The organism is Actinoplanes auranticolor (genome assembly GCF_018332655.1).
Lineage (GTDB): Bacteria > Actinomycetota > Actinomycetes > Mycobacteriales > Micromonosporaceae > Actinoplanes > Actinoplanes auranticolor.
In genome coordinates, this window is sequence record NZ_BOQL01000081.1 from 1 (window position 1) to 25,029 (window position 25,029).

Consider the following 25,029-nt stretch of genomic DNA (forward strand, 5'->3'; position numbering starts at 1 on the left):
GCCGCGCCGCGACGGCCGTACAGGCGGGCGCACAGCGAGGTCAAAATCTCGGTGACGTCGCCGACGAGGTCACCGTCGACCTCGGCCGGGTCGACCACCAGCAGCCGCCGTCCTTGCGCCGACAATGCCGCCTCGACGTACTCGGCGCCGAAGCGGGCGAACCGGTCCCGGTGCTCGACCACAATCGTCGTTACAGCTGGGTCGCGCAGCAGGACGAGGAACTTCTTGCGGTGCCCGTTGAGCGCCGAGCCGACCTCGGTCACTACGCGGTCCACGGCGACGCCCTGACCGGTAGCCCACACGGCGACCCGGGCGACCTGCCGGTCCAGGTCCGGCTTCTGATCTGCCGACGACACCCGGGCGTACACCACGACCTGCTCCGCGGGCCGGACTGCACCGGTCAACGGCTCGCCGACCATGATCAGGCGCCCCAGCCGGTACGCAGGAACGGGCAGCGTTCCCGACTCGAACCGCCGCCGCGCGGTCGCGTACGAGATTCCCGTGGCTGCCGCCCACTCCTTCAAGTTCACAACGTCACTCTAGAAGACTCCTGACCACTAATGACGACTACCAGACCAACAGTTGCGTGCCCCCCGGCTCGCACCGACCATACCCGCCGTTAGCCGGCCCGGCCGCCCGGATGGGCGCGCCGGACAGCTCCCGGGATGCGGATGGGTCAAGATCGTGGAGTGCATTTGGCTGAGGACCTCGACACTTCCACGCTCACCGCCCGGCAACGGGCGATCCTGTCCGTCATCCGGGACTGGGCGACCCGGTACGGCTACTCGCCGTCCACCCGCGAGATCGCCGACGCGGTCGGGCTGGCCTCGACGTCGTCGGTCAGCCGGCACCTGCGCATCCTGGAGGAACGGGACTTCCTGCGCCGGAGCGGCGCCACGACCCGGCCGATCGACGTCCGCATGTTCCTGGAACCGCCGGCCCGCGCCGAGGGTGACGCGACGACGGTGACCCTCCCGTTGCTGGGTGCCATCGCCGCCGGCAGCCCGATCCTCGCCGAGGAGACCCTCGACGAGACCCTGACGCTGCCGCGCGAGCTGGTCGGCCGCGGCGAGCTCTACTGCCTGCGGGTACGGGGCGACTCGATGATCGACGCGGCCATCTGCGACGGGGACATCGTGGTGGTACGGCGGCAGAGCGAGGCCTACAACGGTGACATCGTCGCCGCGATGATCGACGAGGAGGCCACCGTCAAGGTCTTCCGGCGCCGGGGTGGTCACGTGCTGCTGGAGCCACGCAACCCGGCCTACGAGGCCATCGACGGCGACCGGGCCGTGGTGCTGGGCAAGGTCGTCTCCGTGCTGCGCCGGGTGTGACGCGGCCTCAGCCGGGCCCGGCCCCGAGCGGGTCGTCGGCGTGGGCGATGCGGGTCATCTCCCGCCAGAGCAGCAGCACGAAGACCGCGGAGCCGGCGAACGCGAACCAGAACGGTGCCGTCACCCCGTAGTGGGTGGCCAGCGTGCCGCCGACGGCCGAACCGACCACCAGGCCGCCGTACAGGCCGATGGTGTTGACGCTGGTGACGCGGCCCTGCAGGTGGGCCGGCACCGCGCGCTGGCGGACGGTGAGCGAGGTCGTGTGCCAGATGAACGCGTGCGCCCCGAAGACGAAGAAGATCACCAGGGCGACGCCGGCCGAGGTGGTCACGGCCAGCGCCAGGTGGGTCAGCGTCTCGACGACCAGTCCCGCGCGCATGACGTTGCCCAGGCTCACCCGCCGGGTCAGCCGGCCGTAGAGGCCCGTGCCGAGCAGGCCGCCCAGGGCCATCACCGTGGTCAGGGCGCCGAAGCCGACGGCACCGAGACCCAGTCGCCGGGTCGCGTACAGCACCAGCACCGACCAGGCGGCACCGAAGGTGACGTTGAAGATCATGATGGTCAGCACCAGCGTGCGCACCGCCGGGTTGTGCACCACCCACCGGACGCCCTCGACGATGTCGCGGCGCACGTCGCCGCCGACCCGCCCTGCCGCGTAACCATGCGCGGGCAGCACGACCTTCGACACCAGGAGCACGCCCGCGGCGATCAGGACGAGCTCGGCCGCGAACGGCCACCCCACCCCGGCGGTGAACAGCACCGCCCCGATCGACGGGCCGACGAGCTGGTCCAGGGTGAGCAGTCCGGTCTGCAACCGGGAGTTGGCGACGGCGAGATCGTCGCGGTGCACCAGCATCGGCGTCAGCGTGGTGGCGGTGTTGTCCGCGAACACCTCCGCGGTGGCGAGCAGGCCCAGCGCCAGCAGCGCGCCGGCGACCGAGACGGTGCCGGTGATCAGCGCGACGATCAGTGCGACGAGCACCGCGACCCGGGCCAGATTCGCCGCCATGACCACCCGGCGGCGGTCGTGCCGGTCGGCCAGCACGCCCGCGTAGAGGCCGAACACCAGCGGGGGCGCCCACCGCAGCATGGCGGCGAGCGAGATCAGGAACGGGTCCTGGGTCAGCGACGCCAGCAGCAGCGGACCGGCGGCGGTCGCGATGCCGTCGCCGAGATTGGTCGACCAGGACGACGCGAGCAGCCAGCGGAAGCCCGTACCGAGGCGCGCCGGCACCAGGATCTCCGCAGCTCTGCCCACAAGGGGCAAACCTACGTCCCGGTGCCGTCGCGGCGCACCCGGTTATCACTCCGGCGGCGGCGGGAGCTCGCGGCCGAGGCGGGCGAGCGGGGACAACGCCATCAGCAGCGGGGACAGCAGCATTCCCGCGGCCGTCACCAGCAGGCTGGTGCGCAGACCCCACTCCTGGGCGAGGAAGCCGCCGGCCAGCGAGCCGAACGGCAACAGGCCCATCCCGGCGAAGTTGATCGTCGCGGCGGCCCGGCCCTGCATCCCGTACGGGGTGACGGCCTGCCGGACGACCATGAGGGTCACGTTGATCAGCTGGCCGAAGGTGCCGAAGACGACGTTGATCGCCACCAGGCAGGGGACGGTCACCGCGGGCGGGCCGTGCAGCGCCGGTACGCACAGCAGCACGCCGTCTCCGATCACCGCCGCGGTCACCAGCACGACCCCGTACCCGAATCGCGCCGGCAGCCGCGCGGCGAGCAGCGAGCCGAGCAGCGCGCCCGGCCCCGTCGCCGCCAGCGCCAGCCCGATGGCGGTGCCCGACAGGTGCAGCTCCCGCGGCAGGAAGACCAGGTAGGCGGTCATCGTGGCCGCGAAGAAGAACTGGAACGCGGCCGAGGCGAGCCCCACGGTCCGCAGGAACCTGTCCCCGGCGACGAAGCGGATGCCCTCCCGGATCTGCCGCCCCATCCCGGCGGCGCCGGCCGAGGGCCCGGGAGCCGACTCGGGTCGGCGGATCCGCACGATGGACAGGAACGAGAGGACGAAGAACAGCGCGCTGGACGCGACGGCGACCGGGGCCGACAGCAGGGACACCAGGGTCCCGCCCAGGGCGGGCCCGCCCATCTGGGCCGCGGACCGGCTGCCCTCGATCAGGCTGTTGCCCTGCGCCAGCTGGTCCGGCCGCAGCAGGCGGACCAGCGAAGCCTGATAGGCCACGTCGAAGAACACCGACAACGCCCCGACGGCGAACGCGACCACGAGCAGCATCGGCAGACCCGGCCCGCCCACCAGGACGGCCAGCAGCGCACCGCCCAGGGCCAGCGCGCGGCCCAGGTCGGCCAGCACCATCACGGTACGGGTGCGCCACCTGTCCACCCCGGCCCCGACCAGCAGGGACAGCAGGAAGATGGGTGCCTGCCCCACCGCCCGCAAAGTGCCCAGCTGGCCGGCGTCGGCGTGCAGCGCCAGGACGGCGAACAGCGGCAGGATCACCAGGCTCGCGTGCTCGCCGAGCTGGGAGGCGGTCTGGCCGGCCCAGAGCCGGCGGAAGTCGGAGTCCCGCCACAACGGGCGGGAGACAGTGGAGGACGGCACAGTGACCCCTTGTTTCAGGCAGGGAGGACTCGCTGTGCCACGCGATGACGGGCAGCACGCGATTGACCGGCCGCGAACGGCCTACGACGTCAACGCGCGCTCGGACGACCGGGCATCTCTCAGCTCCTCGTGGGGGTCACTCGCCGCCCGACCCTAACCGCCGGTGGCCGGGACGGACAGCGAATTCAGTCGAAGGCGGGCAGGCCGTCGATGCTCGCCTTGTTCTTCTTCCGGCGGTACTCGGCCAGGTCCTCGTCGCTGCGCCGCGAACTCCAGCGGGTCAGCAGGTCGCGGTCGCCCTCGTAGGTCATCAGGGGGACGGCGTAGCCACAGGAGTCGCTGACCCGGTGCACGTCGATGTCGATGACGGAGCGCAGGCCGTGCAGATCCGGCGGCGCGGCGAACGAGGCGAGCAGCTCGGCGTACCCGGGGTCGGTAGCCGTCACGACGCGGCCGGTGCCGTACAGGCGCACGATGTTGGGTTTGCCGTCGAACGCGCAGAACATCAGCGTGATCCGGCCGTTCTCCCGCAGGTGCGCGGTGGTCTCGGCCCCGCTGCCGTGGAAGTCCAGGTACGCCACCCGCAGCTCGCCGAGCACCGCGAAAGTCCCGGTCATACCCTTCGGCGAGACGTTGACGTGCCCCTGCGCCCCGGTCGGCGCGGTGGCCACGAAGAACATGGGCTGACTGACGATGAACTCCCGCAGCCGGCTGTCGATGATGTCATGCAGTTTCATACCGCCATGCTCTCCCACCTACCGGTCCTCGCGGCGGCCGGTCACCGGCGGAATTCGAGGCGGATGTCACCGCTGTCGCGCAGCAGCAGCACCCGGCCGGTCTCCCGGGTCCAGCCCTCATTGATCAACAGGAACTTGTCCTCGGAGCGCTGCAACAGCCGCAGTCCCGCGTAACGGAACCGGTAGGCCGCGTCCGTCCCGCCGACGCTGGTCACGGTCACGTTCGGTACGACCAGGGCGAGGTCCTTGGCGCTGTAGATCTCGACCGCGGCAAGCTGGCCCGGATCGGCCTGCACGCTGGTGGCTAGGCCCTCGCCCATCGCCCGGGCGAGGCGCTCGGTGTCGGCGATGACGGCGATGACCAGCAGCGTGCCCAGCACCACGCGGATGGACAGGCTCCACCGCCGATCCGGCTCGACCGTGGCTCGCAGGTGGTCGCCGTAGAGCGCCAGGCCGACCGCGCCGGTCAGCATCAGCGGCAGGGCCGGTGTGGCCACCGACCGCACGAACTGCGCCAGGAAAACCCAGGCCACGAGCCAGAACAGCCAGGACCGCAGCAGGACGCGGGCCAGCCGCAACCGCCCGGATGCCCCGAGCCGGCCGGTGAGCCACTCGTGCACGCGCAGCACGACGAGCGCCAGGAGCAGAACGGCGACGACCGGCACCGACAGCACGTTGATGCTGCGCAGCACGTAGTCGGTGGTGGTGAACTCGAGGATCTTCGAGTCGTACCCCAGCGCCGCCGCCTCGGTCTTGGTGCGCACCCAGCCGAAGTAGAAGAGCAGCACGGTACCCACGGCGAGGGGCGAGACGACGCCAAGCACTGTCTTGAACCGCTCGGAGAGGACGACGCGGTCCTGGTCGTCCTGCTCCGGCCTACGGGCCATGACTCTGCCCGGTGCCGTCTGCGGGCGGGTCGTAGGAGAACGTCGGCGAGTGCATGACCTCGTACGGCCAACCCTCGATCCAGACGCTGACGCCCTTGTACTTCCCCATCGGCGGCACGGTGACGACCGCGAACCGGCCACCGCTCGTCCGGACCGTACGCGTCACCTCGCCGAAGTGGACGACCGCCGGATCGGGCAGGTGCTCCCCGACGAGGCGCACCTCGTACCCGCCGGCCGCCGGACCGCTGCCCGGCTCGACCGACCGCAACCGCGGGCAGTCGGGACCGTCCGCTTCGTCGGCGCGCCCACGCCGCAGCACCGCGTCTGGGTCGCTGCGGTGAATTCGCACCAGTGCGCGGGTCAGCTCGTACACGGACCGGTCGATGCAGTCGAGCGCCGCGGACCGTCCGCTGAGCTGCTCGACCGCCGCGTCGGCGGCCGGCCACAGCGCCCGCTTCCCGTGGAAGGCGGCCAGGCACGCCTGCGCCGCCGCCCGGTAGAGGTCCCGGGTGGTGTGATCCACCTCCTCGCGAGACGCCGACTCGACATCGCGCAGCAGCTCGGCGCACTGTCCCCAGCTCAGCTCGGCGACGAAGGCCTCCTGATAGGAGCCGCCACCGCCGGTGAGACCGAGATCGCGGATCCAGGCGATGATGCGGGGAGCCCGCTTCGCCGCGGTCGCCGGCGGCCGTACGGCGGTCGGCTCCGGCCCTGTGGCTGTGGTCGTCGGCGCGCCCGGGTCCACCGCCCTCGGCGCGGCGCTCGGGCCGGGTGGTGACGGCCGGTCCCTGAGCACCGCGGAACTGCCCACGCTGGGCGGGACGACGCTCGCCGCGGTGCGGTTCGATTCCGCGTCCTGAGCCCGGATGAATCCCGCCAGCAGCAGCACAGTGACGGCCAGGAAGGTCACCAGGTACGGCGTCAGGCGCTTGAGTGCCGCCATCCGCTGTGCCGTCAGCAGCGAGCTGCCGTGCCGGGGGCCGTTCCTGCGCACCGGGATCACCCTGCCCTGATCGGTGCCCGGCTGGCACCGCCCCGCATCGGCATCGCCGGACCACCTGCACGCTAACCCGGCACCGGGGTGACACCCGCGCTTCTGTCCGTGAACCGATTCAGGCCGCAACGGTCGGGAGTAACCGCCGGTATCCGGGGTAGGCGGCAAGCGCAACCATGTCCAGCTCCCCGCGGAGGAATCATGACCAGCAGCCCCACCGCCGGCGACGTCGTCGACATCCTCACCAGTGACCACCGCGAGGTCGTCGCCCTGCTCGCCGAGATCCGGTCCACGACCGATCCGCAGCTGCGGCGCGACCTGGCCGACACCGCCATCAGCGAGCTGGTGCGCCACGCCGTCGCCGAGGAGATGTACGTCTACCCGGCCATGCGCAAGCACCTGCCCGACGGCGACAAAGCCGTGGAACACGACGTCGAGGAGCACAAGGAGATCGAACGCGCCCTGAAGAAGCTGGAGGGCGCGGACGCGTCGAGCGCCGATTTCACCGCGGCGCTGCAGGAGCTCGACACGCTGCTCGCCGACCACATCCAGGACGAGGAGACCGAGCAGTTCCCCGAGTTGCGGCGCCGGATCCCGCGCGAGGAGCTGACCGAGCTGGCCGGCAAGGTCGAGACGGCCAAGAAGCTCGCGCCCACCCGGCCGCACCCCGCCGCGCCCAACAACGAGCTCTTCCACAAGCTCGTCGGCCCCGGCGTGGGCCTGGTCGACCGGCTGCGGGACAAGCTGTCCGGCCGCAACACCGACTGAGCGGGCCGGCGCCGGCGTCAGGGCAGCGGTGCGGCCGCGAACTCGGCGAGCAGTGCGCGTTCCCGTTCCGGGCTGAGGCCGGCGCGTCGTGGCCGGTCCAGCCCTTCGGCGCGCTCGTGGGCGAGCACGTCGGTGATCAGCTCGGCCCGGTCGCGGTGGCGCAGGCCGGCGGCGACGGCCGCGGCGCCGGTTCGGGTGGACCAGCCCTCCCACCCGGGCTCGACGAGCCACATCGCCAGCGAGTCGGTGCCCATGTACTGCTCGACCTCGTGCTCGACGAGCCACTGCCGCGGCACGCGCACCACCGGCCCGGTGTGCACACCGATCCGGCGGCACAGCTCGACCCACTCGCCGAACGGCACCGTGGGCCCGACGACGTCGTACGTGCCGGTGGTGCCGCGCTCGGCGCAGTCGAGCAGCCAGGCGGCCTGGTCCCGGACGTCGACGACCTGGGTGGGCACGCCGGGGGTGTCGGGGACGAGCATCGGCTCCCCGGGGGCGCGGGCGGCCCGGGCCACCCAGGCGCCGGACCGGTCGCTGGTGTCGCCCGGCCCGCCGATCAGCCCGGACCGGGCGATGAGCAGCCGGTCGCCGAGCGCGGCGGCACTCGCCTGCTCGCAGGCCACCTTGGCCTCGCCGTACAGCTCCTGGTCGATCTCGTCGCGGTCGGTGGGCTCCCGCAGCGGGAAGGACTCGTCGGCGCCGGGGGTGTCGAACGCGGCGTAGGCGTTGCCGGACGAGACGTAGGTCCAGTGCCCGGCCCGGCCGGCCAGGGCGTCGAGGGCCGTACGCACGAAGCCGGGCTGCCAGGCGACCTCGACGACCGCGTCCCACGACTGCTGCCGGACCTCGTCGTAGGCGGTCGGATCCCGCCGGTCGGCCGCGACCAGGCGGGCGCCCGGAGCCGGGGGTCCGCCCTGGCCCCGAGCCAGGCAGCTGACGCGGTGGCCACGGCCGACGGCCTGCCGGGCGATCTCCCGGCCGAGGAACCGGGTGCCGCCGAGGATGAGGATGTCCATCGATCGATCCGATCAGCGCGGGACGCCCGGCGACAAGCCGGTTCGCGGCCGGCGTAACCCGACCGGGGATTGTCAGCTGCCTCTCAGCCGCCGGGTCGTGCATCGGGCGCCGCCGCGGGTAAGAGACTGCCCGTGACGACACCAACTGCGGCCGTGGTCGGTCAGCTCGCCCGGGACCTCGTGCTCTCCGTGGACGATCTTCCGGAGCCGGGTTCCTCCGCCGGCGCCACCGAGCGGCGTGAGCAGCTCGGCGGCAAAGGGGCCAACCAGGCGGTCGGGCTGGCCCAGCTGGGCGTGCGGCCCACCCTGGTCGCCGTGGCCGGCGACGACGCCATCGGCGACGTGCTACTCGATCAGGCCCGGCGCGACGGCATCGACGTCTCCGCCGTCGTGCGGCGCCGCGGCGTGCTGACCGGCCTGATCGTCGAGATCCTCGCCGGTACGGCGTACCGCTACATCGAGCACCTGCCGCTGCTCACCGTGGCCGACGTCGAGGAACGCGCCGACACGATCCGGCAGCAGGACGCGGTGCTGGTCCAGCTCCAGCAGCCCGCCGACGTGTGCGCGGCCGCCGCCCGGATCGGGCACGACGCCGGCCGGCTGGTGGTGCTCGACGGGGCCACCTCGGACGACGCGCTGCTCGCCCGGGCCGACGTGGTGCGCGCCGACGACAAGGAGGCGGAGCTGCTGCTCGGCGTACCGCCCGGGGACATGCGGGACGCGGCCCGCAAGCTGCTGGAGAAGGGGCCGCGGCTGATCGCCGTCGCGGTCGACGACGGCAACCTCTTCGTCTGGGCCGGCGGGGACGTGCACGTCCCGCTCACCGACGACAAGGTGGTGGACACCACCGGCGGCGGGGACGCGTTCGTCGCCGCGCTGACCGCGTCGCTGCTGCGCGGTGATCCGTACCCGGAGGCCGCCCGCCGGGCGACCGCGGCCTCAGGTGCCACCGTCGGGCACGCCGGCGGACGCCCGGACCTGTCCGGTACGGCCGCCCGTGGCTGACATCGCAGCGGCCGAGCCCTGGTGCGTCCGGGAGACCGGGCTGTCCGACGACTCGCTCAGCACCGCCGGTCTGCGTCACGCCGAATCACTGTTCGCCCTGGCCAACGGCCACATCGGACTGCGCGGCAACCTGGACGAGAACGACCCGCGCGGCATGCCGGGCACCTACCTCAACTCGATCTTCGAGCTGCGCGACCTGCAGTACGCCGAGGCCGGGTACGCCTACCCGGAGCAGTCCGAGACCGTCATCGACGCCCCGAACGGCAAGCTGATCGGCCTGTACGTCGACGACGAGCCGTTCGACGTGCGTACCGGTGAGCTCGTCTCCCACGAACGCGTGCTGGACCTGCGGGCCGGCACCCTGCGCCGCGAGGCCGCCTGGGTGTCACCGTCCGGCACGGCCGTACGGATCGTCAGCACCCGCCTGGTCTCCTTCCCGCACCCGTCGGTGGCCGCCATCCGCTACGAGGTCACCGCCGATCCCGGCGTACGGCTGCGTATCGAGTCGGACCTGCTGGCCAACGAGGAGCAGCCGGAGCAACGCGACGACCCGCGGGCCGCGACCACCCTGCACGACGCGTTGCGGCCGGTACGGCACAGCGACGACGTCCTGGAGCACCGCACCCGCCGCAGTGACCTCCCGGTCGCCGCGGCTGTCAGCCACCACAGCACCGGCGCCCAGACGGTCACCAGCGAACCGGACCGGATCCGCTGCACCATCACGGGCGAGGGCACGCTGCGGGTGGAGAAGTTCCTCGCGTACGCCTGGGGCCCGCAGGCGTCGGCCGACCGGGCCCGCCAGGACCGCGACGCGGCGGTGTCGCTCGGCTTCGACGGTCTGGCGGCCGACCAGCGCGCGTACCTGGACGAGTTCTGGACGGCGGCCGACGTCGAGCTGGACGGCGATCCCGAGGTGCAGCAGGCCGTCCGGTTCGGCCTGTTCCACGTGCTGCAGGCCGGCGCCCAGGCGGGACCGCACCCGATCGCGGCCAAGGGACTGACCGGCAACGGTTACGACGGCCACACGCTGTGGGACACCGAGTCGTTCGTGCTGCCCGTGCTGACGTACACCCACCCGGCCTGTGTCGGGCTCGCCCTGCGCTGGCGGCACGGCACCCTGGAGGCGGCCCGGGACCGGGCCCGGGAGCTGCGCCTGGCCGGTGCGGCGTACCCGTGGCGGACGATCAGCGGCGCCGAGTGCTCCGGCTACTGGCCGGCCGGTACGGCGGCCCTGCACGTCAACGCGGACATCGCCGACGCGGTGCTGCGCTACGCCGCGGCCAGCGGGGACGACGACTTCCTGGCCGGAGCCGGGCTGGAGATCCTGGTCGAGACGGCCCGGCTGTGGTGCCGGGTCGCGCACCTCGCGGACGACGGCGAGTGGCACATCGCCGGAGTGACCGGCCCGGACGAGTACACGGCGCTGATGGACGACAACATCTTCACCAACCTGATGGCCCGGCACAACCTGCGCGGCGCGGCCGAGGTCTGCGAGCGTTTCCCGGCGGGGGCACACGACCTCGACGTCGGCGCGGACGAGCTCGCCGCCTGGCGTGAGGTGGCGGACAACCTGCACCTGCCGTACTCCGAGGCACGGCAGGTGCACGAACAGGCGGCCGGCTTCACCAAGCTCCAGGAGTGGGACTTCGCCGAGACCAAGGACGACGACTACCCGCTGATGATGCACTTCCCGTACCTGGACCTGTACCGCAAGCAGGTGAGCAAGCAGGCCGACCTGGTGCTGGCCATGGCGCTGCGCTCGGACGCGTTCACCGCCGGGGAGAAGGCCCGCAACTTCGCGTACTACGAGGCCCGCACCGTGCGCGACTCATCGCTGTCGGCGCCCGCGCAGGCGGTGCTGGCCGCCGAGACCGGGCACCTGGAACTGGCCCACGACTACCTGGCCGAGGCGGCGCTGCTCGACCTGCGCGCGGGCGGCGAGTCCAGCGGTGACGGCCTGCACATCGCGGCGTGCGCGGGCTCGTGGATGGCGCTGGTGATGGGCTTCGGCGGGCTGCGCGACCACGGCGGCCGGCTGAGCTTCGCGCCCCGGCTGCCGCAGCACCTGCCGCGGATGCGTTTCCGGCTGCGCTGGCGGGAGAGCAGCCTGCGGGTCACGGTCACCCCGGAGCAGGCGACGTACGAGGTCAGCGGGCCCGCGGTGGAGATCACCCACCATGGGGAGACGCTGACGGTGGACGGCGCCCCGGTCACCCGGGCGATCCCCCGCGGCGAGGACAAGGCTGCGCCGCCGTCGCCGCGCCCACCGCAGCGCCGCCGGGACGCCCTGGAGGCCTGACGCCCTGGCTCCATCAACCCGCTGCCACCGATTGAGGCGCTGGGAGACTCCAGCGCGGTAGTCAATGGTCCGAAAGGCTGATTATTCGGTTATTGCCCGATTAGTATGAGGCATGGCGTTGGTGATGCTGGCCGAGGACAACCTTGATCATCAGCGGATCGTCGCCGAGGTGGTGCGGCGGCTGGGGCACGACGTCACCGTCGTCGGTGACGGGCGGGCCGGTCTGGCCGCCGTGGCCGCGCGCCGGCCCGATCTGGTGGTGACCGATGTGGACATGCCGCATCTGGACGGCGTGCAGCTGTGCCGCACGTTGCGCGCCGATCCCGAGCTAGCCGACATCCCGATCATGCTGCTCACCGGCTACCTGCCGCCCAGCGATCCCCGGCTGGCCTCGGTCGGCGCGACCACGGTGATGACCAAGCCGTTCAGCGTGCAGGAGCTGACCTCGGTCCTGCGCCGGCAGCTCGGCGAGCAGGCCACGCCCGCCACCGGCAGACATCAGGCCAAGTCCCCCGCCACCGAGGCGGCCCTGATGGAGGCCCTGCTGGACGGCCTCGACGTCGGAGTGGTGACCTGTGACGCCGACGGCCGGCTGCTGGTGCTCAGCCCGGGACTGCGCGAGCTGTTCTGCGGCGGCGACGACTCCGGTGAGCCCGTGCCGGTGGAGGAGTGGACGCGGCAGTCCCGGCTGCGCCACCCCGACGGCACGCTGCTGCGTACCGCCGAGCTGCCGTTGCTGCGCGCCCTGGCCGGGGAGGACGTCCGCCGGGCACAGCTGCTCGCCGGCGACGCCGACGGGCAGGAGCACCGCCTGTCGATCAACGCCCGGCCCATCCGCGACGCGGCCGGTACGGTCACCGGCGCGGTCGCCGCGGTGCACGACGTCACCGCGGAGCACCGGGCGCAGCGCTTCCAGGACTGCACGACCGAGGTGCTCGACGTCCTGTCGCGCAGCCCGGACGCCATGACCCTGGGCGACGGGATCCTGCGGGCGGTCGGCACCGCCGTCGGCTGGCCCTACCTGCGGTTGTGGCTGGTCGACCCGGCCGGGGACGTGCTGCGGCCGGCCGCCGTGTTCCTGGCCGGGGACGCCGTACCGATGCCGCTGCCGGACAGCATGGCCCGCGGTGAAGGGCTGGCCGGGCTCTGCTGGCAGCGTGGCGACCTGCTGTGGGTGCCGGACGTGCACGCCCCCGATTCCCCGCTGTTGCCGCAGGTCGTCGCCGCCTCCAAGTACCGCGCGGCCGGTGCCGTGCCGCTGCGCAGCGGTGAGCAGGTCACCGGCGTCCTGACGTTCTTCTCCTGGAGCCCGCAGGAGCCGGAGCCGGCGCTGGCCGTACTGCTCCGGGGCATCGCCGGCACCATCGGCGCCTATCTCGAACGGCGCCGCGCCGAGGAGCTCGCCGCGCACCTGGCCGCCGCCACCGACGAGTACATCGCGCTGGTCGGTCACGAGCTGCGGACCCCGCTGACGTCCATCAGCGCCTACACGGACCTGATCGCCGAATCACCCGACTCCACCACGATCGGTGAGGTGCGGAACCTGATCGAGGTCATCGAGCGCAACAACGGCCGGCTGCACACGCTGATCGAGCGCCTGCTCGACCTGGCCGCCCTGGAGTCCGGCCATGCCCGGCTGGCCCGCGTGGCCGTGGATCTGACCGAGGTCACCGCGGCCGGCGTGGAAGCGATCACTCCCGCGGCGCGTGAGCACCGGATCACCGTCGACGTGCACGCCCCGGCCGGGCTGACCGTTCCGGGCGATCCGGACCGGCTGCGCCAGGTCGTCGACAGCCTGCTGAGCAACGCCGTCAAGTTCAGCCCCGCCGGCTCCACCGTGACCGTCACGCTGGCCGCCGACGGTGACCTCGCCGTGCTGACCATCGCCGACACCGGCGCCGGCATCCCGGCCGACGACCTGCCCGGCATGTTCCGCGGCCTCTACCGGGGCCGCAACGCCCACCAGGCCGGCATCCCCGGCGCCGGCCTGGGCCTGACGCTGAGCCGGGTCCTGGTCGAACGCCACCACGGCACGATCACCCTGGCTGCCAACCGGCCCACCGGCACCACCGTCATCGTCCGGATTCCCCGCGCGCAGTAATGGGTACCCCTGCGTTGTCCGGCGGGCGTACGTTGTGGACGCGGGGTATCCCATGCCACCGCTGCTCACGACCTCAGGACGTGACAATCATGCGCAGACGTCCGCCTCTCGCCATCGCTCTCACCGCGGTACTGCTCGTGCCGGCCGTACCCGCCGGTGCCGCGCCCGCTGCCGACACCGCACCGCCGGAGCTCGAGTCGATCGAGCTGTCCCATTCCGCGGTCACGGTGTCCGGCCTGCAGGGTGATCGGCAACGACAACGGCTGCGTCGAGTCGACCGGCTTCGCCGTCGGCGGCCGCACCGACTCGGCCGGCCTCTTCCGGCGCACGGTGCCCGCCGCTCAGACGCAGTGGCTGCACTGTGCCTGGGTGCCCGGTGCCTCCAGACCACCGACGAACGGCGATGACCGGAGGCACGGTCATCGCCGAGACGCCGCGTTCCTGCGGTACAGCCGGTACAAGGTCAGCGCCGAGCCCGCTGCGGCAACCGCGCCGGCCGGGTCCAACGTCGACGTCGACGGCTCGGCGTCCCCGGTGAACAAGGGCAAGGTCATCCGGCTACAGCGCTACACCGGCGGCGCGTGGAAGAACGTCAACAGCGGGCTGGTCCGCGCCAGCGGCCGGTTCACCGTGGTGGCCACGCCGCCGGGCAAGGCGACCTACTCGTACCGGGCTCATGCCCCGGGCGACACCAAGGCCGTGGGCAGCCTGTCGAAGGTGTTCACCATCCGCGGCGCGTGACGGCGGCCGGCCCGGCTCCGGATCTCCATTAGCATTGCCGCGTTCGTCAGGTGACTGCGGAGACGAGGCGACATGCGGTGGTTCGGTCGGGGCCGGCGACGGGTCGAGCAGGATCCCGCGCGGCAGGAGACGTTGCTGCGGGACCTCCGGCAGCGGTTCGGCGCGCACGTGCCGGGTCCGTTCGGCGAGCAGGCCCGGGCGGTCGCCGGGCTGCTGGAGGGTGACGACGGGCTGCTCGTGGCGGTGCGCATCCTGCGGGAGTTCGCCGACACGGCCTGTTCGGATCTGCTCGCCCAGGTGGACCAGCTCCGCCGGCGTACCGGGCACGGATTCGCCGTGGACCGCCGCAACTACCGGCCGTTGTGGCAGGCGGCCGGGCCGGGGCTGCGGTGGTCGCTGTTCGAGCTGCCGGGCGGGCTGCACCCGTACGTCCAGGTCGCCGCGGCGGTCACGGTCGTCGGCACCCAGGCCCGCCGGACCGTACGGGTGACCGACCCCGATCCCCTGCTGGCGCATGTGTTCGAGGTGCTCGACCTGACCGTCGCCGGCTGGGAGTACGGCCGTGTCCGGGTCGACGTCGACGGCGCCGCCCTGGCCGACGGGCTGATCTCGGCCGCCCGCGACCTGCGCGCGGCGATGCCGGACGAGCCGCCTCCGCTGCCGCCGCCGGTCCGGGAGCTGATGCGGCGCAACAACACGATCGACGTGTACGCCCCCACGGAGAACCGCGTCGCCGGTGCCTTCAACCCGGGCCGTGAGATGCGGGAGTCGCTGCTGACCTGAGCCCGGAAGGGTGGCGCCCGGCGGGCCCGGCGGCAATAATCGCACTCACAGTGCAAAATCATGGTCATCTATGAGGAGGACCAGTGCCGCTCCCCCGCCGCCGCCTGTTCGCCCTGACCGCCGCCGCAGCGCTCGCCGCCACCAGCGTGACGCCGCCCGCCGAAGCCGCAGCCGGTTCCGCTGCCGGCGCCGTCCACCGCCCGGTCGTCTTCGTACACGGCAGCGCCGGGTCGGCGCTGCAGTTCCGGATCCAGGCCAAGCGCCTGGCCGCCAACGGCTACCCGAGTGAACTGATCGGGGCCCACGAGTACGACTCACCGAGCATCGCCACCATCCTGCCCGAGGTCCACGCGGGACTGGACGCCCGGATCACCCGGCTTCTGGCCACTTCGGGCGCAGACCGGGTGGACCTGGTCGCCCACTCGCTGGGCACCTACGTCGTGCAGGCCTACCTGAACAGCTCTCCCACGCGAGCAGCCCGGGTGGCCCACTACGTCAACCTGGACGGTCGCACCGCCACCGCAGTGCCCGGCGGCGTGCCGACGCTCGCGATCTGGGGCGAGGGCGACCCGGCCCGCGAGGTCACCGGCGCCATCAACGTGCGTTTCCCGGACCAGTCCCACACCCAGACGGTGTCCTCGGCGGAGTCGTTCCGTGAGGTCTTCCGGTTCCTGCGCGACCGGGAGCCGCACACCACCCGGGTAGTCCCGCAACCCGCAGGCGCCGTACGCGTCTCCGGCCGTGCCGTGATCTTCCCCAGCAACGCCGGCGTCACCGGCGCGACGCTCGAGGTCCACGCGGTGAGCCCGCTGACCGGCCACCGGATGTCGGCCCGGCCCGCACACGTCACCGCCCTGGCCGCCGACGGATCCTTCGGTCCGCTGCCGGTCCGGCCGCACTCCCGGTACGAGTTCGTCCTGCTGCGCCCGGGGCAGGCGGCCCACCACTTCTACTTCGAGCCGTTCCGGCGCACCGACACGCTCGTCCGGCTGCTCACCAGCCGCCCGGGCGAGGGCCTCGGGGCGCTCGTCGACACCAGTGACCGGCACACCGCCCTGACCATCCAGCGCCAGAAGGAGTGGTGGGGCGACCAGGGCGACGCCGGGGACCGCCTGTGGATCAACGGCCGGGACATCCTCAACCCGGCCACCGCCCCGCGCGCCAAGCGGGCGATCGGCATCTTCGCCTTCGACGACGGCAGCGACGGGGTCACCGACCTGACCGCACCGCTGCCGGAGTTCTTCGCCCAGACCTTCATCACCGGCATGGACGTCTTCATTCCGGCGTCCGCGGGCCGGCCCGGGTCGGTGTCCATCGTGACGCGCCAGCGCGGCGGCGGCCTCACCGCGATCCCCGTGCCGAACTGGAGCTCCAGCGCACACCGGGTGTCGGTGGAGGTCGACTGACCCGGCCGGCGCAGCGTCCCGGCGGACGCTGCGCCGGGTCCGGTCAGGCCTTGTTGCGGGCCCGGTTGAAGACGGTCAGCACGTCGCTGTCGAAGTACGGCCCGTAGTTGCGGCTCTTCCACACGTAGGCGACCACCGTGTTGGTGAAGCCGAACCCGATCGTGGTGTCGTAGTTCTGGAACATCGGGCCGCCGCTGGCGCCCGGGGTCAGCCCGCAGAAGACCTTGACCTGCGCCGCGGCCGCCCACTGCAGGCTGGTCACGCAGGAGACCTGCTTCTGCCCGTCGTACGGCGCCTTCGCCGGGTACGCCAGCACGGTGACCCCGATGGACTTGCTCTGGTTGAAGCTGATGCCGTTGCCGCCGGTCTTGTCCACCAGGCGCACGCCGTTGAGCGGCCACACGTTGACGAACGCGAAGTCCCACCAGTGGTAGCCGTGCTGGGTCCAGCCCTTCGTGGCGTGGAACCACTTCGCCGCGAACTTGCCGTACGGCGTCTTGCCGGCGGCGTAGAGCGGCGCGTACATCCAGTTCTCGTGGTTGACGCCGCCCTTGCCGCCGTGGATGCAGTGCGCGGCGGTGGAGATCAGGTTGCGGGTCTCGTTGTTCAGCGTGCTGCCCGAGCAGACGTAGTTCTTGCCGTCGGACTTGGTGAAGAAGACCTTGCCCACGCCGGCCGAGGGGTTGACCGCCCGGCCCGTACTCCCGGTGCCGCCGGCCGCCGACGGCCCGGCCGGCCGCACCGCCGTCTGCGGACGCCCGACGTTGCCCGGCCGGTCCCGCCGCTCCAGCGCCGGGTCCTCGATCACCCGCGGATCGGGGACCGCGATGGCCGTCCGCATCCGTTCCGGTGTCCAGTAGGCGTTGATGAGCCGCTGCGCGGTCCCGGCGTCCCGGACCACCCGCCCGTTGATCAGCGCGGCCGACTCGACAGGTTCGCTCGACGGACTCACCGCCGCGGCGCCGGCCGGGCCGGCACCCACCCCCAGAACCAGCAGCACAGCGAGCGGTACGGCCAAACGGGTCATGCGTCACTCCCTCGGATCGCCGGAGCACCTCGCGCGCCCGGCAATCGGCCACCCTACGGACGCGAATGCCCCCATAACGGTCTAAAGAGGAAGGATCATTCCATCGTGGCACTAAGGCTCGTCGCGCGCCTCCGGCAGGGTCGGGGCGTCAGTGGGATACAGGCCGGCAACGAAGCCGTACGCCTGGTCCCCGGAGCGGGGGATCTGGCTGAACCGGCGGGCCACCTCCTGGACCTCGGCCCAGAAGGCGCGGACCTCCTCGACCGGGATGCGGGCGTGCACGAGCAGGCACCGCAGCTCGTCGGCCGCGTGCGCAGGCTCGGCCTCGGCCGCCGCCTCGGCCAGCCCGTTGATCGCCGCGGCGGCCCTCTTGTCCTCGGGACGGCTCAGCGCCCCGATGTAGTAGGTCCGCGCCACCCGGCCGTAGTACCGCTCCTCGATGGCCCGCACCCGCCGCGTCCGGACCACCCGGAGCAGCCCGGCCTCGACCAGCAGATTGACGTGGTACGCGACCGTACCCTTGGGCCGGCCGACCGCCCGGGCCAGTTCGGTGACCGTGGCCGCCCGTTCCAGCACCAGCTCCAGCAGACTGCCCCGCAGCGGGTCGGCCAGCGCGCGGATCTGGGCGGGGGCGGTGACCACGAGCATCTCGTCGAGGTCGTAGTCGGGGATCTGCTCATTGACCGACAAAGTTCGACCGTTCTACTATCCTGGATCATTCGATGACTATCGTCCGATGAGGGGAAGTGTAGAGATGGCCTACGTCGTGCTGTTCCACCACGTGCAGGGACTGACCGACGGAGTGCGGGCGTTCGCCGAACAGCTGCGCGCCGGCGGGCACACCGTGCACACTCCCGACCTCTTCGACGGCGAGCAGCCGGCCACCATCGACGACGGCGTGGCCTACGTCAAGAGCGTCGGCGACCGGCTCCTCGGCGAGCGCGTCGCCCGGGCGGTGGCCGAGCTGCCCGAGCGCCTGGTGTACGCGGGCATCTCCTGGGGTGCGGCCCAGGCCCAGCAGTACGCCCAGACCCGGCCCGGCGCCCGCGGCGCCCTGCTCTACGAGGCGTGCCTGCCGATCACCGGCGAGTGGGCCTTCGGACCGTGGCCGGCGGGCGTGCCGGTGCAGATCCACGGCATGGACCAGGACCCCTTCTTCGCGCTCGACGGGGACATCGACGCCGCGCGTGAGCTGGTCGCGACGGCCGGTCCCGAGCCGGCCGAGCTGTTCGTCTACCCCGGCGACCGGCACCTGTTCACCGACAGCTCCCTGCCGTCGTACGACCCGGACGCGGCGGCCCTGGCGCTGCGCCGCTCGCTGGAGTTTCTCGACCGGCTCGGCTGACGAATTGTTGAACACATCGGACAGTCGACGTTGTGACATACATCACCACCACCGTGCCGTCTCTTTTTCGTTTCTTCCCCGTCCTCCCGTGGTGCTGAAGAAGTCTTTGCAGGTCAGCTCCGTATAAGTGGTTTCACCGCCGCGCCGCGCGTCCGGACGCGGACTTTATCGCCGACCGATCGGATTAACCCGTACGGGTCCGGTGAACGTCGGCGAAAATGCATTCGGGCCCCGTTTCCGGGTGATCGACTGAGAACCGCCGGCTCAGCTGCGGTCGTCGGTTGTGCGATGGCTCTATCCCCGAGCCGGCTCCGTCATCACATACGGAAGGCCTTTATCGGTGGTAGTCGCACAGACTCGGCAACAGAGCGGCGCGCGGGCCGGCAGCCCGGCACGGACGGTGGTGGACTATGTGCCACTGCCGCCGGACGATCACGAGAAGTATCTCTACTACGGACGCCAGGGCCGCTGGATCTTCTGCGTCTTCCTGCTGGCCTTCGCCGGCGTCATGTTCGGCCTGGCCCGGCTGGCGGCCAACTCGATGTGGACCAGCCTGCTCTACGAGCTGATCGCGCTGCAGGTCGTGGCCGTGCTCATCAGCCTGCTCTCGAGCACCCGCAAGCGCCGCAGTTCCCGCGCCGAGCACGACGCGCTGGTGGCGGAATACCGGCCGGCGCACTACCCCTCGGTGGACGTCTTCCTGCCGTCCGCCGGTGAATCACTCGCCATTCTCGAGAACACGTACCGCCACGTCGCCGCGCTGGACTGGCCGGGCCCGCTCACCGTCCACGTCCTGGACGACTCGGGCCGCGACACCGTCGCCGAACTCGCCGCGCAGTACGGCTTCCGTTACCTTTCCCGGCCCAACCGCGGCGAGTTGAAGAAGGCCGGAAACCTGCGTTACGGATACGAGAACTCCACCGGCGACCTCATTCACGTCTTCGACGCCGATTTCGCACCGCGTGCCGACATGACCCGCGAACTGGCGCCGTACTTCGACGACGGATGCGTCGGGATCGTCCAGTCGCCGCAATTCTTCGATGTCCAGCAGGACCACTTCAATTGGCTGCAGCGGTCGGCCGGCGCGACCCAGGAGATGTTCTACCGCTGGATTCAGCCGGCCCGCGACGCGGTCGACGCGGCCATCTGTGTCGGCACGAATGCCGTCTACCGCCGCAGCGCCCTGCGCGCCTCGGGGGGATTCGCGCAGATCGGGCACAGCGAGGACGTCCATACCGGAGTCAACATGGCGAAGGCCGGTTTCCGGACGCGTTACGTGCCGGTGAATCTGGCCAAGGGCGTCTGCCCTGACAACTTCGACGGCTTCGCCAACCAGCAGTACCGCTGGTGCACCGGCAGCATGAGCCTGCTGGCCGATCCCGGCTTCCACCGCTCGGCGCTCACCGTCAAGCAGAAGCTCTGTTTCTGGACCGGGTTCCTCTACTACATCACCACCGCCGTCGCGGCCTTCACCAGTCAGCTGCCGGGCTTCCTGATGTTGTGGTTCTTCCCCGAGCAGATCCGGCCGCTCAACTACCTGCCGCTGATCGGCACGATCTTCGTGTGGTCGACCCTGATGCCGCGGGTCACCGACTACCGCTGGTCCCCGGCCGTCGTCCGGGTCCAGATGCTCATCGGCTTCTGCCACGCCCTGGCCCTGTTCGACTTCCTGCGTGGCCGTACCGCCGCCTGGGTGCCGACCGGCGCCGCCAAGCGCACCTCGACCGCCAAGCGGGTGCTGCGCCTGCTGCGGGTCTGGCTCATCGCCGCCCAACTGCTCACCTGGTCGGGGATCGTGCTGGGAGTCATGCACTACGGCCTGGACCAGCTCTGGGCGACGGTGCTGTTCGCCGGCCCGATGCTGTACTTCGTCTGGCCGCTGCTGCTCGGCGGGCGGGCCACCCCGCAACGGCACCCGGCCGCCCCGGACGCCGACCCGGTGATCGCCGGAACAGCCCCGGCACCCGCCTACACTCCGGCCGGCACGTCATGACCGCCACCACGCGACTTCCCGACCGGGTACGTCCGGCGGACCGGCCCGTACCGGTCCCCGAGCCGCCGGTCTTCCGGCGCGACGTGCAGGGGCTGCGCGCGCTCGCCGTGCTGCTGCTGGTCGGCTGGCACGTCGGCGTGGCCGGCCTGAGCGGCGGCGCGGTCGGCCTCGACCTCTTCTTCGTGATCTCCGGCTTCGTGCTCACCGCCGGTGCGTTCCGCGAGCTGCGCCTGAACGGGCGGCTCTCGCTGCGCCGGTTCTACGCCCGGCGGACGACCCGGCTGGTGCCGGCCGCCACCCTGGTGGTGCTGGGCTCGCTGGCCGCGGCCTGGCACTGGATGCCGCCCGCGGACCGTGCGCCGGTCTCCGCCGACGCCGTCGCCGCCGCGACCGCCACCATGAACGTGCGGCTGGCGATGCAGGACAGCGTGCCGGTGGACGTGTCACCACTGCAGCACTTCTGGCCGTTGTCCCTGCTGGTCCAGTTCTGCCTGGTCTGGCCGGTGCTGCTCATCGTGGTCGCGCTGGCCTGGGCGCGCCGCGGCCGGCCCAGCGTGCTGTCGGCCGCACTCCTGCTGACGGTGCTGAGCGCGGCGTCCCTGGCCCTCTGGCTGGAGGCGGCGGCGAACCCGTGGACCGTCTACGGCCTGCCGGCCCGGTTCTGGGAGTTCGGTGCCGGCGCGCTGATCGCCCTGGGGGCGCAGCGACTCGCCGGTCTGCCCGCCCCGCTCGCGGCCGCGCTGACCTGGCTCGGTCTGGGGACGGTGGCCGCCGCGGTCGCATCCGGCGATCCCCTCGTGGCCGTCCTCGGGGCCGGGTTGACGATCGCCGGTGGCTGCGCCCGCCCGTCCTGGGGCGCCCGCCGGCTGCTGCGGCTCAAGCCGGTGCAGGAGCTGGGCCGGGTCTCGTTCAGCTGGTACCTGTGGCACTGGCCGATCCTCGTTCTCGCCCCGCACGTGCTGGGCCGACCGCTGACCACGCCGATCGAGGTGGCCCTCGTGGTCGCGGCCCTGGTGCCGGCGGCCATGTCGGTCGCCGCCGTGGAGAACCGCATCCACCTGCATCGTGGCCTGCGGCTGCGTCCCGGCCGGGCGCTCGCCCTGGGCGGCGCGCTGACCGCCGCGACGGCCGGCCTCGCGCTGGCCGTCCCGCACCTGCCGACCGCACGGACCACCGGCCCGGCGGCCGCCCTCGCACCCGCCGAGGTGCTGGCCTCGGGCCGGGTCACCGTCCCGCAGTTGCAACGGATCATCCGGGACAGCGTCACCACCACGGTCCTGCCCCGTGACCTGACCCCCGCCCTGGCCCGGGCCTCGGCGAACGCTCCGCGCGACGGCGGATGCCTGGTGCCGGCCGCGAGCCGGTTCGTCTCCGACAACATCGGCCGGGGCTGCGAGCGGCACGGCGACGTCACCGGCCGCCGGATCATGGTGCTCTTCGGTGACTCGCACGCCCAGCAGTGGTTCCCCGCCGTCGACACGATCGCGCGCAACCGGGGATGGCGGCTCGCCGTCTTCACGAAGGCCGACTGCGGGCCCGCCCTCGGCCAGGTCGACAAGGCCGGCAGCACAGTCCCGTACGCCGAGTGCGACCAGTGGCGGCTGCGGGCCTTGAACCGGATCCGGCAGCTGCGGCCGGCCATGGTCGTCATGTCCGCCCGCAACCGCGTGGCCGGCCCGCTGAACGTCGAGGCCAGCGCCGGTCCGGACCAGGACTGGGCGTCGGCCTGGGCCGCCACGGTCACCCGGATCAAGCGGGCCGGGGCCCTGCCGGTCGTCATTCCGGACACCCCGGTCACGGACTTCGACGTGCCGCGATGCCTGGCGACGCGGCCGGACGCCGTCCACAAGTGTCATCTCGACGTGTTCAGGTCCCTGTTCCTGCCCCGGCAGCGGATCGTCCGGGCGCTGGTGCAGGCGCACGGCGGGCGGGTCGTCAACTCCACCGCATGGTTCTGCACGCCCACGATCTGCCCCGCCGTCATCGGCGGCACCGTCGTCTACCGCGACGACAACCACCTGACGTCCGCCTACGCGAAGCAGCTCGCGGGCGTCCTGGACGAGGCACTGGCCGAATGAGGAAGCGATGAGCGACGCGCAACTGTTGTCACCACCCGTCCCCCGGATCATCGGGCAGCGCCGCCCGGACGGGCACGTACCGCCGACCGTGGCCCGGAGCTGGTCGGTACTGAGCACGGTGGCCCTGGCGCTGCCGCCGGCCCTGCTGGCGCTCACCCTGTCGGTGGTCGGCATCGGCTCCCGCAGTATGTGGAACGACGAGTACGCCACCTGGTACGCCGCCACCCTCAGCTTCCGTGACCTGGCGAAGCTGCTGACCAATGTGGACGCCGTCGTGGCGCCGTACTATCTGGTCCTGCATTTCTGGATCGAGGTCTTCGGCGATTCGGAGACCAGCCTGCGGATGCCCTCGGCGCTCGCGATGGCCGCCACCGCGGCGCTGGTCGCGGTCCTGGGCCGCCGGTTGTTCGACACGGGCGTGGGGCTGACGGCCGGGCTGATCGTCGCCGGGCTGCCCGCGGTGACGCGCTACGGCCAGGAGGCCCGCCCGTACGCGTTCGCGATCGGTTTCGCCACCCTGGCGACCCTGCTGCTGCTGCGGGCGATGGAGCGGCCGACCTGGCGGCGGTGGATCTGGTACGGCGTCGGCCTGGTCCTCGCCGGCCTCGTGCACATCGTGACCCTGACCGTGCTGCTGGCCCACGCCGTGTTCCTGGGGCGGACCTTCCGGGTCAGCGGTGACCTGCGGTTGCTGCGCTGGTTCGCCGGGGCGTTCATCGCCGTGACCGCCGCGCTCCCGCTGGCGGCCAAGGGCTCCGAACAGTCGAGCGTCATCTCCTGGATCAAGGTCGACGCCGAGGCGCTGACCAGCCTGCCCGAGCGGATCTTCGGCTCCTGGCAGGTCGCTCTCGTGGTCTGCGCCGCGGCGGTGCTGGCCACGGTGCTGCTCTGGTCGCACCACCGCGGACCGGTCGTCCTGCTGCTGAGCTGGGCGCTGTTCCCGCCGCTGTTCTGCTACGTCACTTTCCCGCTGCTGCATCTCTTCCTGCACCGCTACCTGCTCTTCACCGTGCCGGCGTGGGCGTTGCTGGCTGCCGCCCTGGGCTTCTCGCTGGCCAGGTTCACCCGCCGGGCCGGGTCCACCGTGCCGCTGTCGCTGAGCGGCCTGCTGGTGGTGGCCGGGATGCTGGCGGTCAGCGGGCCGGGCCAGCAGGCGGCCCGGCACAGCCCGGTCTACGGCGAGCCGGACTTCCGCAGCGCGGCTGCCGCGCTGGCCGCCGTGGCCGAGCCCGGTGACGGCATCGCCTACGCCGGTACGACCCGTAACGGCCGCCGGGCCCTCGACTACGAGGTGCGGCGGCTCGGCCTGCTGCGGGACGTGCTGGTCGAGCGGACGTCCCAGGAGAACGGCACCTTCGGTGCGCACGAATGCACCGACCCCGGCCCGTGCGTCGGCGACACCCGGCGGATCTGGCTGGTGTCGACGACCGCGGCCAACCTCGACCCGATGGACGGCATGCCCGGTCCGACCCAGGGTTTCCTGCTCACGGCGTACACCCTGAGCGAGTACCGCAGCTTCGAGAAGATCCGGATCTTCGTGCTGAACCGCAAGGACCCGCGATGACGCCGTACCCGAGGAAGGAAGAACTGATGGAGCGACCGCGGCTGACCTTCGTCGGCACCGGCTATCTCGGTGCCACCTACGCCGTCTGCTTCGCCGAGCTGGGCTACGAGGTGCTCGGCGTCGACGTCGACGTGGCGCGGATCGCCGCCCTGTCGGCCGGGGCCGTGCCGTTCCACGAGCCGGGCCTGGACGAGATGCTGCGACGCAACCTCGCCGCCGGCCGCCTGCGCTTCACCACGTCGTACCGGGAGACCGCCGACTTCGGCGACGTGCACTTCATCTGCGTGGGGACCCCGCAGCGGCCCGGGGGCACGGGCGCCGATCTCTCGTACGTCGAGGCGGCGGTCACCGGACTGGCGCGGCACCTGACCCGCCGGGTGCTGAT

21 protein-coding genes and 1 pseudogene are annotated in these 25,029 nt (G+C 72.1%); 13 read left to right on the forward strand and 9 right to left on the reverse strand.

Annotated elements, in window-relative coordinates; translation table 11 throughout:
- Positions 1–530, reverse strand: a 530-nt coding sequence (locus tag Aau02nite_RS42345; RefSeq protein WP_212994329.1) for an IS607 family transposase, incomplete at its 3' end; no start/stop codon positions are given.
- Between the two features lie 159 nt (positions 531–689).
- Between Aau02nite_RS42345 and lexA the strand changes: the two genes are divergently transcribed.
- Complete coding sequence (lexA, locus tag Aau02nite_RS42350; RefSeq protein ID WP_345477531.1) at positions 690–1,334, forward strand: transcriptional repressor LexA; 645 nt, start codon at positions 690–692, stop codon at positions 1,332–1,334.
- 7 nt (positions 1,335–1,341) lie between these two features.
- Here the strand turns inward: lexA and Aau02nite_RS42355 are convergent, their stop codons facing one another.
- The 5 genes from Aau02nite_RS42355 to Aau02nite_RS42375 form a co-directional block, all read right to left on the reverse strand.
- Positions 1,342–2,601, reverse strand: a complete 1,260-nt coding sequence (locus Aau02nite_RS42355; RefSeq protein ID WP_212994331.1) for an MFS transporter — start codon at positions 2,599–2,601, stop codon at positions 1,342–1,344.
- A 36-nt stretch (positions 2,602–2,637) separates the two neighbouring features.
- Positions 2,638–3,897, reverse strand: coding sequence for an MFS transporter (locus tag Aau02nite_RS42360; protein ID WP_246595860.1), 1,260 nt, complete (start codon positions 3,895–3,897; stop codon positions 2,638–2,640).
- Between the two features lie 185 nt (positions 3,898–4,082).
- Positions 4,083–4,634 (reverse strand): pyridoxamine 5'-phosphate oxidase family protein, encoded by a 552-nt coding sequence (locus tag Aau02nite_RS42365; RefSeq protein WP_212994332.1) that lies wholly within the window; start codon positions 4,632–4,634, stop codon positions 4,083–4,085.
- A 41-nt stretch (positions 4,635–4,675) separates the two neighbouring features.
- A complete protein-coding gene (locus Aau02nite_RS42370) occupies positions 4,676–5,521 on the reverse strand; it encodes a hypothetical protein (RefSeq protein ID WP_212994333.1) in 846 nt (281 codons plus the stop codon).
- Complete coding sequence (locus tag Aau02nite_RS42375; protein WP_212994334.1) at positions 5,511–6,515, reverse strand: IPT/TIG domain-containing protein; 1,005 nt, start codon at positions 6,513–6,515, stop codon at positions 5,511–5,513. The genes Aau02nite_RS42370 and Aau02nite_RS42375 overlap by 11 nt, the downstream gene beginning before the upstream one ends.
- A gap of 201 nt (positions 6,516–6,716) precedes the next feature.
- On the opposite strand from Aau02nite_RS42375, the gene Aau02nite_RS42380 reads away from it, so the two are divergent.
- Positions 6,717–7,283: a hemerythrin domain-containing protein gene (locus Aau02nite_RS42380; RefSeq protein ID WP_212994335.1), complete on the forward strand. Its 567-nt coding sequence runs from the start codon at positions 6,717–6,719 to the stop codon at positions 7,281–7,283.
- A gap of 17 nt (positions 7,284–7,300) precedes the next feature.
- On the opposite strand, the gene Aau02nite_RS42385 is transcribed toward Aau02nite_RS42380, so the two are convergent.
- On the reverse strand, positions 7,301–8,302 hold the full coding sequence (locus Aau02nite_RS42385) for an NAD-dependent epimerase/dehydratase family protein (protein WP_212994336.1): 1,002 nt from the start codon (positions 8,300–8,302) through the stop codon (positions 7,301–7,303).
- 132 nt (positions 8,303–8,434) lie between these two features.
- On the opposite strand from Aau02nite_RS42385, the gene Aau02nite_RS42390 reads away from it, so the two are divergent.
- From Aau02nite_RS42390 to Aau02nite_RS42415, 6 genes are all read left to right on the forward strand, one after another.
- On the forward strand, positions 8,435–9,307 hold the full coding sequence (locus Aau02nite_RS42390) for a PfkB family carbohydrate kinase (protein WP_212994337.1): 873 nt from the start codon (positions 8,435–8,437) through the stop codon (positions 9,305–9,307).
- Entirely contained in the window at positions 9,300–11,606 is a 2,307-nt protein-coding gene (locus Aau02nite_RS42395) for a glycoside hydrolase family 65 protein (protein ID WP_212994338.1), read from the forward strand. The genes Aau02nite_RS42390 and Aau02nite_RS42395 overlap by 8 nt, the downstream gene beginning before the upstream one ends.
- A 112-nt stretch (positions 11,607–11,718) precedes the next feature.
- The gene (locus Aau02nite_RS42400; protein WP_212994339.1) at positions 11,719–13,707 is read left to right on the forward strand and encodes an ATP-binding protein; all 1,989 of its coding nucleotides are present in this window, start codon (positions 11,719–11,721) and stop codon (positions 13,705–13,707) included.
- Between the two features lie 243 nt (positions 13,708–13,950).
- Positions 13,951–14,448, forward strand: coding sequence for a hypothetical protein (locus Aau02nite_RS42405; RefSeq protein WP_212994340.1), 498 nt, complete (start codon positions 13,951–13,953; stop codon positions 14,446–14,448).
- 72 nt (positions 14,449–14,520) lie between these two features.
- On the forward strand, positions 14,521–15,231 hold the full coding sequence (locus Aau02nite_RS42410; RefSeq protein WP_212994341.1) for a hypothetical protein: 711 nt from the start codon (positions 14,521–14,523) through the stop codon (positions 15,229–15,231).
- An 83-nt stretch (positions 15,232–15,314) separates the two neighbouring features.
- Positions 15,315–16,637 (forward strand): alpha/beta hydrolase, encoded by a 1,323-nt coding sequence (locus Aau02nite_RS42415; RefSeq protein WP_212994342.1) that lies wholly within the window; start codon positions 15,315–15,317, stop codon positions 16,635–16,637.
- Between the two features lie 43 nt (positions 16,638–16,680).
- Here Aau02nite_RS42415 and Aau02nite_RS42420 read toward each other — a convergent pair whose 3' ends face one another.
- Both Aau02nite_RS42420 and Aau02nite_RS47600 read right to left on the reverse strand, forming a co-directional pair.
- A complete protein-coding gene (locus Aau02nite_RS42420; RefSeq protein ID WP_212994343.1) occupies positions 16,681–17,664 on the reverse strand; it encodes a trypsin-like serine peptidase in 984 nt (327 codons plus the stop codon).
- 111 nt (positions 17,665–17,775) lie between these two features.
- Positions 17,776–18,354: an ArsR/SmtB family transcription factor gene (locus tag Aau02nite_RS47600; RefSeq protein WP_212994344.1), complete on the reverse strand. Its 579-nt coding sequence runs from the start codon at positions 18,352–18,354 to the stop codon at positions 17,776–17,778.
- Between the two features lie 46 nt (positions 18,355–18,400).
- Between Aau02nite_RS47600 and Aau02nite_RS42430 the strand changes: the two genes are divergently transcribed.
- The 5 genes and pseudogenes from Aau02nite_RS42430 to Aau02nite_RS42450 all read left to right on the forward strand — a co-directional run.
- On the forward strand, positions 18,401–19,009 hold the full coding sequence (locus Aau02nite_RS42430) for a dienelactone hydrolase family protein (RefSeq protein WP_246595861.1): 609 nt from the start codon (positions 18,401–18,403) through the stop codon (positions 19,007–19,009).
- A gap of 403 nt (positions 19,010–19,412) precedes the next feature.
- Entirely contained in the window at positions 19,413–21,002 is a 1,590-nt protein-coding gene (locus Aau02nite_RS42435; protein WP_212994345.1) for a glycosyltransferase family 2 protein, read from the forward strand.
- Entirely contained in the window at positions 20,999–23,080 is a 2,082-nt protein-coding gene (locus Aau02nite_RS42440; protein ID WP_212994346.1) for an acyltransferase family protein, read from the forward strand. The genes Aau02nite_RS42435 and Aau02nite_RS42440 overlap by 4 nt, the downstream gene beginning before the upstream one ends.
- A 7-nt stretch (positions 23,081–23,087) precedes the next feature.
- Positions 23,088–24,644 carry a glycosyltransferase family 39 protein gene (locus Aau02nite_RS42445; protein WP_212994347.1) on the forward strand — a complete coding sequence of 519 codons (1,557 nt, stop codon included), beginning with the start codon at positions 23,088–23,090 and terminating at the stop codon, positions 24,642–24,644.
- A gap of 26 nt (positions 24,645–24,670) precedes the next feature.
- A pseudogene (locus Aau02nite_RS42450) lies at positions 24,671–25,029 on the forward strand (UDP-glucose 6-dehydrogenase); the annotation flags it as partial.